General features: G+C 62.2%; 9 protein-coding genes and 1 pseudogene. 6 read left to right on the top strand and 4 right to left on the bottom strand.

Features of this window, described 5'->3' with window-relative positions:
* Positions 1–25: 25 nt before the first annotated feature.
* The 3 genes and pseudogenes from MWL89_RS16330 to MWL89_RS09305 form a co-directional block, all read right to left on the bottom strand.
* Positions 26–229: pseudogene (locus MWL89_RS16330) on the bottom strand (DUF3825 domain-containing protein); the annotation flags it as partial.
* 42 nt (positions 230–271) lie between these two features.
* Entirely contained in the window at positions 272–1,201 is a 930-nt protein-coding gene (cysK, locus tag MWL89_RS09310) for a cysteine synthase A (RefSeq protein ID WP_244385821.1), read from the bottom strand.
* 120 nt (positions 1,202–1,321) lie between these two features.
* On the bottom strand, positions 1,322–2,272 hold the full coding sequence (locus tag MWL89_RS09305) for a C39 family peptidase (RefSeq protein WP_244385820.1): 951 nt from the start codon (positions 2,270–2,272) through the stop codon (positions 1,322–1,324).
* Positions 2,273–2,527: 255 nt separating this feature from the next.
* On the opposite strand from MWL89_RS09305, the gene MWL89_RS09300 reads away from it, so the two are divergent.
* From MWL89_RS09300 to MWL89_RS16395, 6 genes are all read left to right on the top strand, one after another.
* Positions 2,528–3,445 (top strand): LysR family transcriptional regulator, encoded by a 918-nt coding sequence (locus MWL89_RS09300; protein ID WP_244385819.1) that lies wholly within the window; start codon positions 2,528–2,530, stop codon positions 3,443–3,445.
* Between the two features lie 376 nt (positions 3,446–3,821).
* On the top strand, positions 3,822–6,419 hold the full coding sequence (locus MWL89_RS09295; RefSeq protein ID WP_244385818.1) for a molybdopterin-containing oxidoreductase family protein: 2,598 nt from the start codon (positions 3,822–3,824) through the stop codon (positions 6,417–6,419).
* On the top strand, positions 6,419–7,162 hold the full coding sequence (locus MWL89_RS09290) for a 4Fe-4S dicluster domain-containing protein (protein ID WP_102377945.1): 744 nt from the start codon (positions 6,419–6,421) through the stop codon (positions 7,160–7,162). The genes MWL89_RS09295 and MWL89_RS09290 overlap by 1 nt, the downstream gene beginning before the upstream one ends.
* A gap of 271 nt (positions 7,163–7,433) precedes the next feature.
* Positions 7,434–8,753: a GntP family permease gene (locus MWL89_RS09285; protein WP_244385817.1), complete on the top strand. Its 1,320-nt coding sequence runs from the start codon at positions 7,434–7,436 to the stop codon at positions 8,751–8,753.
* Positions 8,754–8,995: 242 nt separating this feature from the next.
* Positions 8,996–10,495, top strand: a complete 1,500-nt coding sequence (locus MWL89_RS09280) for a purine-cytosine permease family protein (protein ID WP_244385816.1) — start codon at positions 8,996–8,998, stop codon at positions 10,493–10,495.
* Between the two features lie 116 nt (positions 10,496–10,611).
* Entirely contained in the window at positions 10,612–10,830 is a 219-nt protein-coding gene (locus MWL89_RS16395) for a zinc-ribbon domain-containing protein (protein WP_367997871.1), read from the top strand.
* 561 nt (positions 10,831–11,391) lie between these two features.
* Here the strand turns inward: MWL89_RS16395 and MWL89_RS09275 are convergent.
* Complete coding sequence (locus MWL89_RS09275; protein WP_244385815.1) at positions 11,392–11,952, bottom strand: YdeI/OmpD-associated family protein; 561 nt, start codon at positions 11,950–11,952, stop codon at positions 11,392–11,394.
* Positions 11,953–12,324: the final 372 nt, after the last annotated feature.

Raw genomic sequence — 12,324 nt, 5'->3', positions numbered from 1 at the left:
GCAGCGTGGTAAGCCAATCGCTGTCGGGGCGGCAGATGAGACGCGCGTTCATGTAGGCTTGCTCCATCGTGAGGATCGTCTGCCCCTGATAATCGCCCGAAGCCATGAGCTGCACGACGAGCGCAGCATCGGCGTGCAGCTCGTCGACGAGGCAGAGGGGAAGCAGCAGGCTCATCGCATTCATACGCGGATAGTACGAGGGGATGGCGGTCCTGAAATTCCACCGCATTTTCTCGTCCGCGGGGATGAACGCTGGACGATCCATAACTGCCTACTCGTCGAACAGTTCAGTCGAGAAATAGCGCTCGCCGGTGTCGGGCAGGATGGTTACCACGGTTTTGCCCGCACCGAGCTTGCGCGCCAGCCTGCGTGCCGCGGCTACGTTCGTTCCGCTCGACACGCCCACCATGAGGCCCTCTTCGCGGGCGAGCTGGCGTGCGGTCTCAAGCGCCTCCTCGTCGGATATCACGCATACGTCGTCGTAGATGTCCTGATCGAGGATATCGGGGATGAGCCCGTCGCCGATGCCCATCTGCAGATGCGTGCCGATGCCCCCGCCCGAGAGGATGGCGGCGTTTTCGGGTTCGACCGCCCAGATGGAAACATCGGGGTAGAGGGCCTTCAAAACCTGGCCGACGCCCGAAATGGTGCCGCCCGTTCCGATGCCGGCGCAGAAGCCGTGGATGGGCCCCTCGACGTCTTCGAGGATTTCAAGCGCGGTGTGGTACTTGTGGGCGAGCAGGTTGTCGACGTTCTCGAACTGCTGGGGAATGTAGACGCGGGAATCCTCTTCGGCCATGCGCTCGGCGGTGGCGATGCACTCGGCTATGCATTTGCCGATATCGCCCTCGTCGTGCACGATGATGACTTCGGCGCCGTAGTGCCGTACGAGTTTGCGCCGTTCGACGCTCACCGAATCGGGCATGATGATCTTGGCGGCGTACCCCTTGACGGCGCACACGAGGGCAAGCCCGATGCCCTGGTTTCCGCTCGTCGGCTCGACGATGATCGTGCCGGGTCCTATATCGCCCCGTTTTTCCGCTGCGGCCAGCATCTGAAACGCCGTCCTGGTTTTAATCGATCCGCCGATGTTGATGCCTTCGTATTTCACGAGGATCTGCGCGGCGTTGGGTTCCGAGAGGTGGTTGAGGCGGATCATGGGCGTACGGCCCATGGCGTCGAGGACGTTATCGTAAATCATATCGTTGACTTTCGCGATCGGTGGCAAGGCTATGGCGCGACCGCCTTCCGGCGGCCGACATCCATTGTACCATCGCCGCACAGCCTGCTTTGCGAAACCGCGGTGGCCCGCTTGCGTCCGCTAGGCCGAAGCGGCGGGCGCCGATATCGCCCACAACGACTCGGCCTGGCCGAGAATCGTCTCGAAATCCCAGCCTTTGCTGCGCGAGTCGCTTGCGGGATCGTGGACGATGAGCTTGCTGTCCATGTCGATGCCCGAAAGCACGATGAAGCTCTGCGTTTCGGCGAAATCGCCGGGTCCCATAACGCAGATGACGGGCTTGCCCGCTATGATCTGCCTGCGCACGCTCGATTCGTCAGCCGAAACCTCGACGGCGTCGAGACCGAGGGCGGCTGCCGTTTCGGGGATGAAAGAGGCATCGGTTGCGCCGTTGGAAGCGAACCCGCCTTCTTCGATCGTTTTGGCGGCATCCATGGGAAGGACGTCGTGCGACCCCGTGAGCGCGACGTTGACCATGGCCATGCACAGCGGAGCCTGCCCGCATGCGCCGAGGGTGGACGAGGCGTAGGGCTTGGCGGACCACTGCGGATCGTTCTGGTACAGACTCGGTACCGTACCCTGCTTCCAATCCTGCTGCGGCGTGCTCGTAGCGGCTCTCGCCGCCTTGGGGTCGTCCGAGAAGGGAAGCAAGGGCAGCGCTCCCGAGAAAACGTACGATTCGTCAAGCGCGTCGGCGCTGCTTTGCGCGACTCCCAAGGCCACCGTTCCGATGCCGAAGCAAATGAGCAGGACGAGCACGACGAACGCTCCGACGGTGCGCCGCCGTCCTGCCCGTCTGCGCTGGCGATACGCATCGATCGGAGTGAGCAGGGCGGGGTTGTTCGGGCGCGCGGTGCCGGCGAAATTGAATTGGCTGACGCGCTTCGGCTCGGGTTTGTCGGGAGGCGTCGGGCCGCACGGGGCGGTTTGGGGATGGGGCGCCTCGACGTGCGCACCATCTATCTCGGGGTCGGGCATGATGCGGTAGCCGCACGAGTAAAACGACAGGTAGAGCCTGTGCGGATACGACATCGCCTTGCCTCCTTCGGGATCGTCTGAAATGCAGTATGCGAAATAAGCGATACTAGGCAGTATACATGCAGGCAATTGTATACCGGTATCGAAACCCCGCGATTGTTCCAAGATGTTGAACGTACGTTACCGATCCAAGGGCTTCGGCATGGCGCTTCTCATGAAATCCATAAGATATGACGCACTTGACAAGAAAAGGTACAATGGGCATGCTTTCAGCCCGAGCGGTTCGAACAAGGGGGTTGCCGCGTGCTTTTGGACGACATCGAAATCTTCATGGTCATATCGGAGACGAAAAGCCTCTCCCAAGCGGCGGAGCGGCTGTACATGTCGCGCCCGGGGCTTTCTCAGAAGATCGCCGCCATCGAAGCGCGCTACGGCACGAAGCTCTACGAGCGGACCTCGACGGGTGTCGTTCCGACAGCGGCGGGCCAGATCGTCACGAAGTTCGCCAAGAAGATATCGACGCTCGAAAACGCGCTCGCGTCGGAACTCGCGGCGGTCGACGAGCATTTCGACAACACCATCGAGGTGGGTATGAGCTTCAACGACGGCGTTGCGCTCTTGCCGGGCCTCGTCAAGAAGTTCCACGACGATCACCCCGAAGCCCTCGTGCACCTCGATGCGGGCTACGAGCCCGAGCTCATGGAGAAGCTCAAGGCCGGCAAGCTCGATTTCGCCATACTCGAAAACCAGCCGCTCGAAGACGGCTTGTCGCGCGAAACGCTCGGCTACAAGCGCCTCGTGTACTGCGCGCCCGACAAGCCGCCGTACAACTCCGTGCCCCAGCCGGTCAAGATCGAAACGCTGCTCAAGTGGCCCATGATCATATACGAATGGAATTCGGGCCGCCATATGGTGGGCAACCGCCATTTTCGCGAGCGATACGGCATCTCGCTGACCGATCACAACATGGTGGCGCAGTTCGATACGCACGAGGCCATGGTGAACGGTGCCCGAGCGGGGCTCGGGTGGACGAGCATCCCCGAATGCGTTGCGGAGCGGTATCGCAACGAGCCGGGCCTCATCTGGTTCAAGGTCGATACCGACCCCATGCGCTACCCGGTCGATCTCACGTGGCATACGGGCCACATCATGTCCGATCAGGCGCGCTTGTTCATGGAATTCATACGCGAAAACGTTCCCGAGGGCTACTTCGGGAAACACGCCTGATCACGGCTCTTCGCGCGTTTTCGGTCCGATGCGCTTAAGTGCTTCTGCCGTGCGGGCGCCTTCGCTTCGGGCTGACGGCGCCTTTCGAGCATGCGGTTCGCCGTGCCGTTCGGCGCGGAAGCCTTCTCGCCGTCAAGCCCGCTATGCAGCCGCGGTAAGCAAAGCCTGCATGTAAGCTCAGCTTACGGCGGCGGAAACCGATTGCGACGGCGAATCGGCGGGTGACGTTTCCGATCGCTGCAAGCCGCCGTATTCTTTGCCCCATGGTCAGAACCGGAGCGCACCGATGGGGACCCCGCACTGCATGATCGATGCCTCCGCGATCCGACACCGCAATCGAGTCGCCGTATCAGCGACGCAAGACGAGGAGGAATCGGTGGATAAACAAGATATCATCGATGCGAGACGAGAGGCACGCAAGGGCGAGCGGATTTTCTATACGTCGTGCCCGAACAACGGGTGCTGGGATTCCGCCTGCATCCTGAAATGCCACGAGAAGGACGGCAAGCTCATCGCCGTCGAACCCGACGACACCGTCAATGCCGGCATGTGCCGCGAAGATGTCGAGTGGGAGAGCATCTGGCGCGGCATGGTGCAGATGCGCCCCTGCTCGATGGGGCACGCGTGGAAGGAAGAGCTCTACGGAGAGACGCGCCTTACCCATCCTATGAAGCGCATCGGCGAGAAGGGCCCCGGCAAGGGTTACTTCGTCGAGATCGGCTGGGAAGAGGCGCTCGACACCATTGCCGAGAAAATGATCGAGATCAAAGAGAAGTACGGCGAGTTCGGCATCTTCCACACGCAGTACGGCAGTTTCAGCAAGAACGGCTTCCCGCTTGCCAAGTGGTGGCCGGCGAGCTTCGGGTTCTGGGGCGACCATTCGACTTCGGGCCACACCGCGGGCGAGAACTTCCATCTGGGCTTCGACCTCACCAAATCGATGGTGAGCGGCACGAGCCCCGCGCTTCCCGGCTTCGAGGCGTCCGACGTGTTCAACTCCAAGCTCATTATCATGTGGGGCATGGATCCGGTCGTCGACTGGTTCGGCCCGACGTCCTACTACATGCAGCTCGCCCACGAGTACGGCGTGAAGACCATCGTCGTCGATCCGCGCTACACCGCGAGCTGCGAAGTGCTCGCCGACCAGTGGATCCCCATCCGTCCCGGTACCGATCTCGCGATGCTCTTGGCCATGGCGCAGGTGCTCTTCGAAGAGGACCTCTACGACCACGAGTACGTGGCCGAGTGGGTCGAGCCCGAGGGCTTCAAGGAGTGGCGCGCCTACTGCCTGGGCGAGGGCGAGGACGGCGTGGCGAAGACGCCCGAGTGGGCCGAGGCCATCTGCGCGGTTCCCGCCGAGACGATCCGCGAGTTCGCGCGGCTCTACGGCACCACCAAACCGGTGCATCTGCAGTACTTCTACTCCTGCGCGAAGCGCCATCTCGGCGAGTACAGCGCGGCGGCGGCCATGCTGCTCCAGACGATGACCGGCAACATCGCGTGCCCGGGCGGATGCCAGACCGGCTCGGCCCTGCCTACGCCCGGCCGCATCCCCACGCCCTTCGCCGACTTTAAGCAGGCGCCCTCCGACTACACGATCCCGGTGCTCTGCAACAACAACAAACTCACCGAGACGCTCGCCTGCCAGAAGGACTACTGGGAAGGCCGCATGAGCGAAGACGAGTTCCGCCACCGCATCGGTGCGCCGACCGACGATTCACCGCTTCCCAACATCCAGATGCTCATCATCGAGAACAATTACGTGAACAACCACCACGACACGAACAAGCGCATGGAAGGCTTCGCCTCGACGGAGTTCAACTGGGGTTTCCAGTGGCACAAGAACCAGCCGTCGATGGAGTTCTGCGACATCGTGCTGCCGGCGCCCGTGTGGCAGTTCGAGGGCATGGACCAGTACATGTACGGCCATCAGCGCTTCGTGAGCGGCCCGTCGGGCATGCGCAACTACTTCGTGTTCAGCGACGCGGGCTGCGAGTATCCCGGCGAGGTACGCTCGAAGGAATGGGTGTGGACCCAGATCGCCAAGCGCCTCGGCGTGGCCGAGCAGTACAACCCGCGCATGGTCGACGTCGCATGGGAGGATTGGACCGCCGCCCAGCGCGCCATCTACAAAGAGGCGTACGAGGAGTGGGCCGAAGACAAATCCGGCGTTCTCAAGCGCATGGGCATCGATCCCAAGCCGTGGGACGAATTCGTTGCAAACCCCGTCGTGCGCATCCCGATCGATACGCCGTACTACCCGTACAAAACCTGCCTCGAGGCGGGTATGAACCCCTTCCAGACCGAATCGGGCAAAATCGAGTTCGTGTCGAGCTACGTGAAGAACAACGATCTCACCAAGACCAGGTGGCGCGGTCATTTCGATCCGATGCCGGTATGGGAGCCGAGCTACGTCGAGGGCGGTATCGCAACTGCGGCGGCCGACGGCTTCTACAATCCGAAAGCCAAGGAATACCCGCTGTCGCTCGTCACGCCGGTTTCGGTGTACCGCCAGCATTCTTCGAACGACAACAACCCGCTTCTGCGCGAGGACTGCTACCGACATGGCGTGTGGATTTCGGGCGTCGACGCGAAGGCGCGCGGCGTGCGCGACGGAGATCTGGTGCGCGTGTTCAGCGAGACGGGCGAGATGGAGCTCGCCGCCTACGTGACCAACCGCATGATGCCGGGAACGGCCGCCGTGCACCACGGCGCATGGTTCCAGGGCGGCGGCAAGAAAACCGAGCGCAACCCGTACGGCATGGACATGCGCGGCGCGCCCAACATCCTGCTTGACGACGTGCATCTGCCCAACATCCTGGGCACGTTGCTCACGGCGGGACTCGTTGAGGTGGAGAAGGTTGCCGACGGCGATGTCGAGGGCTACGGTCCCGAGGCCGAGCGTTCGGGCATGCGCGGTGCGGCGACGGCGATCGCCTCGCGCAAAGCGCTGGGAGAGAAGGAGGCCCTGTAATGACGCAGTACGGATTCCACTTCGATCAGAACCGCTGCTACGCCTGCCAGGCATGCAGCATCGCGTGCAAGGATTGGAACTCGATCGACCCGGGCGCTGAGAAATGGCTGACCGTGTACGAGTGGGAGAGCGGTACGTTCCCGAACATCCGCATCCATCCGCTTGCGTACTCGTGCGCTCACTGCGAGAAGCCCTCGTGCATTCCCGCCTGCCCCGAGAACGCGATCTACAAGGAGGAGACCTACGGAGCGGTGCTCGTCGACCAGGATAAGTGCACGGGATGCCGCAAATGCTACGACGCCTGCCCCTACGGCGCGCCGAAGTTCGCTTCCGACGATCCGGGAGAGAAGATGAGCAAGTGCACCATGTGCATCGACCGCCTGGAGGAGGGCCTTAAGCCTTTGTGCGCCGCGTCGTGCCCCCTGCGGGCGTTCGATTTCGGGCCGCTCGACGAGCTCATCGAGAAGTACACCGACATCCGCTGGGCGGAGGGGATGCCGTCTCCCGAGATCACCGAGCCGGCCTACCTCATCTGGCCCCAGCGCGAGAAGGAGCCGCTCGTTCCCTTCGATGCCGAGCGGGCCATCGAGCTCAACCGCCAGCGCGGCGATCTGGGAACGATGTTCGAAACCAAGGAGGATCTGACGGAATTCGAGAGCGGAACCATCGGCCGCAGCGAGCTTCGCATGAAGCACGAGAGCATGGCCGAGCTCATGCGCGCTACGCGCAACGATATGGCGTAAGGCCCTGTCGGCCATCGGGCCGGCGGCGTTCGCCGATTCGCGGCCAACGTGATCGGCGAACGCGCGGCCGCAGTTTTGCTTGCGAGCGGCAGCGGCGTTTTACGCCGCCGCCAACGTGGGGATTCGTTTCCAAAGCGTGCAGGATGCTCTTCCGCCAGACTGCAAATGCCGGTTTTGGAAACGGACCGGACGCTCATGCGGACATCTCGGATGAGCGCCAACGAATCAGAGCGCCTGCCTTATGGCGGGCGAAAAACGAAAGGGGAGTTTCATGGAGTGGATAGGAGTCGTCGGCATAGTTGTCGGCCTCGTGTTCTTCGTCATTGCAGCCATGAAGGGCTGGAACGTTCTCATCACATCCATCGTAACCGCTATCATCATCGCGCTCACCAACGGCATGGACATCGGAGCCGCCATGGTGGGCAACGAATCGTCATACGTGACCGGTTTGGCTGGATTCGTCCAGAAGAACCTGCTCATTTTCATGGGCGCCGCCATTCTGGGCGAATACATCGACAAGTCGGGTGCCGCTAAAGCCATCGCCCAGGCCATCATGAACAAGGTGGGCACCAAGAGCCCGTATCTGGTGCTGCTGGGCATCGCTGCCGTAGGCGCCATCCTCACCTACGCGGGCATATCGATGTTCGTGGCCATGTTCGCGCTCATACCGCTGGCGCGGCCGCTGTTCAAGGAATGCAACATCCCGTGGCATCTGTTCGCCGCCGCCTGGTCGCTTGCGGCGTGCTCGTTCACCATGGCGATGATCCCCGGCGTTCCGGCCATCGCATGGATCAACGCTGCGAACGGATGCGGCGTCTCGTTGACCGCGGCTCCCATCATGGGCATCGTCGGTTCGCTGATCGCCATCGTGGTTTCGTGCCTGTACATCAAGTTCGCGCTCAAGCGCGCCCAGGCCAAAGGCGAGGGATACCAGGCAGCCGAGGAAGACGGCGTCGTTGCCGAGGACAAAGAGCTTCCGAACCTGTTCTTGGCCCTGCTTCCCCTCATCCTGCTCATCGTCATCATTATCGTGGGATCGCAGCTGCAGGTTGCCAACGTCGTGTACATCGCCATGATCGTCGCCGTCATCGCATCGATGATCGTGTTCAACAAGCACATTGCGAGCCAGCGCGACGTCATGGGCGCCGGTGCCAAGAACTCGCTCGGGCCGGCGCTGTTCACCTCCGCCGCCGTCGGCGTGGGCACCGTCGTCGCCGCTTCGGTGGGCTTCACGGCGATCTACGAAGCCATCTTCAACATGCCGGGCGGTGCGTACGTCTCGGCCGCTATGATGGCAGCTGTTCTGGGCGGCGTCATGGGATCCGGTTCGGGCGCGGTCGGCATCATCTCGGCCAACTTCCTCGCTCCGTATCTGGCAACCGGAGTCGATCCGGCGGCGCTCGCCAAGATCATCGCTACCTCCGCCACCATCGGCGGCGCGCTGCCGAACTCCGGCGCTATGTTCGGCATGCTGGCCGCCATGGGCTTGAACCACAAGAACTCCTACAAGCACATTGCCGCCATCTCGATCGGAGCCGGGCTCTGCGCTCTCGTGGTCATGATCATCATGGCGAACATCGGCATCGTCTAAGCGTTTTTCGCAGGGCCCCCGCATGGCGGTGCGGGGTCCTGCGGCTCAAGGCCGCGCGGGAAGGCGTCGGTTCTGCGCCGCGAGGTCGCTCGGATCGGGTTTTGCACAGGGCGGGGTCCTGCGCGCGTCTTGCGTCGCGCGGGGGCCGTACGGTTTTGGACTTTTAACTTGCATGCAGGCAGCGCAACTGCCCGAAACGGCAATCGCGCTTTCTGCATCGCACGGGGGAAGGCTGGGTTACCATGGAATCACCTGAGGGAAAGGGCTCTGCGACCGAGCAGGTGTCCCTGTTCGAAAAGGTGCCCGAGGACAAGAAGATCGGCTGGACGGGCGTCGCGGCGATACTCTCGGGCGTCGTCTCGAGCCTGACCAAGCTCATGGGCGGCGGCATCGTCGCGTACTACGCCGGGTGCTACTTCGGCCTCGGCGCGGCTGCCATCATGTTCGCGCTCAGCGTCTTTCTGACGTTCTTCGTCGGGCGGATATCGCTTCGCGAGGGCCTGCCGAGCAACGTGACCTCGCGCCTGTACGTGTTCGGCACCAAGGGCTCCGCGCTCGATTCGCTCATCTGGATATTCCTCCTCGTGGGGACGCTCGCCATCGGCACCGTGCAGCTCGGCAACGCGATCATCTACTACTTCGGGTGGACCGACGAGATCGTGAAGCACGTGCTGTACCTGGCCATTTCGGCCGCGTGGGTGCTGATGTCGCTCTTCGGCATGAAGTTCATCGCGCGGTTCAACATGGTGTTCGTGGTGCTGCTGTTCCTCGCGCTCCTGTTCGTGACGGCGAGCATCGCCCAGGACGGGCACCTCGTCGACGCCCTCACGCACGGGGTGCTCATCCCGCACGTGGGGCAGCTCGAGGGCTTCGCCTATGCGGTGAACTACAGCATCATGACGTCGGGTTTGATGGCGCTCTTCTCGTCGGACTTCACGCGGTTCGTCAAGCGCGAGCGCGACATGGCCGCCATCTCGGTGGTCGGAAGCGTGTTCGCCGTGCTCACCTACGTGTTCGGCGCGCTGTTGGCCTACTACGGCTTCAACGTGTCCTACGAGTACTTCCTCGGACAGGGTTTGGACGAGGTGGCCGCTGCGAATGCGGCGATCACCAACCCCGGCATCACGTTCGTGCTCTCGCTCGGGCTGGTGGGTTTGGTGATCATCTGCCTTTCACAGCTCAAAGTGGAGACGTCGAACTCCATCAGCAGCAGCAACGCCATATCGAACCTGTTCGACAGCCTGTTCGGCATCAAGCTGAAATGGCCCGCTGCCGTGGCCGCGGTGAACCTGATCGGCCTGGTGTTCATCTTCGGTAACATCCTCGACCGCGTGAACTCGTTCATGGGCATCGGGAGCATCCTCACGATGTCGTGGTGCTTCCTGCTCATCACCGACTACTACATCGTGCGCGGCGGCCTTAAGATCGGCACGCGCGGCATCGTGTCGCTCAAGTACATCGAGGCGGTGAACTGGCGGGGCGTTTCGACGATCGTCATCGTCACGCTCGTCGCGGGAACGCTGTACGCGACGGGGAACCTCGCCGTGCCGTTCCTGCTCGTGGCGCCGATGACGGTGGCCCTCTACACGGCGTTGAGCCTCGTGTTCCGCAAGCGCGTCGTTGCACAGGATAGGACCATGCGCGCGAAGGAGTGCGCGGATCCTGAACTCGCCGAAGAGGTGGCGCGCGTGTCGGCGGGCGAGCACCCTGGCGCTTCGCCCGACGCGTACGCGGGGCTATGATCGTCCGCCCCCGCGGGCGAGTCGTGGCGGGCGGACTCGATGCAGCTCAGTTGCAGGGTATCCGGCCCGGGCGTGCCCGGGCTTGACGATATAGGAAGAGAAAAGGAGATTCATCTATGTGCTTCAGACCACCGACAGTAGACGCAGGCCCCGTGAAATGCCCTCAGTGCGGGGCCGAGGTCGATCCCAAGGCGGACGAATGCCCCAGCTGCGGGGCTAAGGCGGCACCCGCCCCGGGCATGCCCGCCGCCCCTGGCGCACCGGCTGCCCCGAAGGCCCCCGGCGTACCAGGGGCCCCGAAAGCGCCGAGCGCCCCGAAGGCGCCGGGCGCGTAGGGCAAAGATCGTACGTGCAGGTGTCGGGCGCGACCCTAGCTCTGGGCGCGTAGGGCGGTAGAGCGGACGAGTCGGCGGCTGCCTTTGTACGGGTGGTCGCCGATTAGCATATGGCGAAGGGCTGCTCGGTTCGTTTCGTCGACGCCGAGACGATGTTGTCAGCCTTTTTGCAGCCGTTTCGATCGGACGCGCTGCCAAGCGGGCGAGCGGCTGTTTCTGCGAAGCGTCGGTGAATCCGGATGTTTCCGAGGTTTTGTTCGAAAACGGCTTTCTCATGGCGGCCAATCGTCGTTTTGCGACCATATGAGGCCTTCGGGGGCTGCGCTCGAAGGCTGATCGATGCTTGAGTTCGTAAACCCGCAGGTCAGAAAATAAGCCATTTATAACTCTTACGGTGGTTTTTCGCAAAACGGCGATTGGCCGCCATCCAGGGGCTGATTCTCTGAAAAACCGTAGCATCGACTTTGCCAACCGGCTTCGTTTTGCCTTTATCGACAAGATCGCGCAGGGCTTACTTGCCTGCTTTGCAAGGTTTCCCGCACTAGTCTGCGCGGGAACGCGCTACATGGGCTTGAGGTTCTCGGTCAGGCGGCCGATCATCCAGGCGAGGCGCTTCTCGCGGCCCGCTTCGGTCTTCGCGTCGAAGTACGCGCGCGTGTAGGTTTTCTTCACGGATGGCGACATGGCGAGAAAGTTGCTGTAGGCCGGTTCGTGCCCCTCGAGTATGGCGGCGACCTGCCCGATCTGGTCTTCGGTCGCCTGTTGGGGCTTCGGCGCGTCCCATTGGCCGTTTTGCTTGGCCTCTTCGATCTTCGCGCGGCCGCGATCGGTCATGATGCCGCGCTCCTCGAGCTTTCCAACCAAGGTTTTGTTCTTCTCCGACCACTTGCTGTTGGCTCTGCGCTGTGCAAAGTACTTGCGGTAGACCGTCTCGTCAATGCTCTGCATCTGCCCGTCGATCCATCCGAAGCAGAGGGCCTCTTCGAGCGCCTCGCCCGCTTTGAGCGTTTCCGGGCCGCCCGCTTTTCCGAACAGCAGCCAAACGCCCTCGGTCGATTCGCAGTTGTCTTCAAGCCAGTTTCTGAAATCGGTGCGGGTGGGAAAGCAGATCGGCTCGCTCATGGGGCCTCCGTCGGTTGGCGGTTTGGATAATGGTCTTATCTTACTATACTTGTTCGTATGCAGGTTCGGACACGCATACGCGTGTTGTCGTCTTGCATATCGGCTTCGAGCCCTTTTATGCCGGGTATTCGGATAATTCCTTAGGTTCTTAAAGTTTTTTCTTCCTTTTCGAAATTCAGCGTTGCGCGACAGGGAATCGCGAGTATACTCGGTAGCCAACAAATCCATAGCTTCAAATGCGTTGACGAGGAAAGTACGGACGAATCCATCTTCAGAGAGCCGGCGGTTGCTGCGAGCCGGTGGTGGACGGCCCGAAAGCCACCTTCGAGCAGTCGAGTTCGAACGACATGGCCGCAGCCCGGGCAACTCCCG

The organism is Raoultibacter timonensis, assembly GCF_022845715.1.
Taxonomy (GTDB): domain Bacteria; phylum Actinomycetota; class Coriobacteriia; order Coriobacteriales; family Eggerthellaceae; genus Raoultibacter; species Raoultibacter timonensis.
This window is presented reverse-complemented; position numbering and strand designations above follow the sequence as displayed.

Bases quoted from the DNA above. Each gene is read 5' to 3' on its own strand.
- cysK (WP_244385821.1), bottom strand. From the start codon at position 1,201: ATGATTTACGATAACGTCCTCGACGCCATGGGCCGTACGCCCATGATC.
- MWL89_RS09305 (WP_244385820.1), bottom strand. From the start codon at position 2,272: ATGTCGTATCCGCACAGGCTCTACCTGTCGTTTTACTCGTGCGGCTAC.
- MWL89_RS09290 (WP_102377945.1), top strand. From the start codon at position 6,419: ATGACGCAGTACGGATTCCACTTCGATCAGAACCGCTGCTACGCCTGC.
- MWL89_RS09285 (WP_244385817.1), top strand. From the start codon at position 7,434: ATGGAGTGGATAGGAGTCGTCGGCATAGTTGTCGGCCTCGTGTTCTTC.
- MWL89_RS09280 (WP_244385816.1), top strand. From the start codon at position 8,996: ATGGAATCACCTGAGGGAAAGGGCTCTGCGACCGAGCAGGTGTCCCTG.
- MWL89_RS16395 (WP_367997871.1), top strand. From the start codon at position 10,612: ATGTGCTTCAGACCACCGACAGTAGACGCAGGCCCCGTGAAATGCCCT.
- MWL89_RS09275 (WP_244385815.1), bottom strand. From the start codon at position 11,952: ATGAGCGAGCCGATCTGCTTTCCCACCCGCACCGATTTCAGAAACTGG.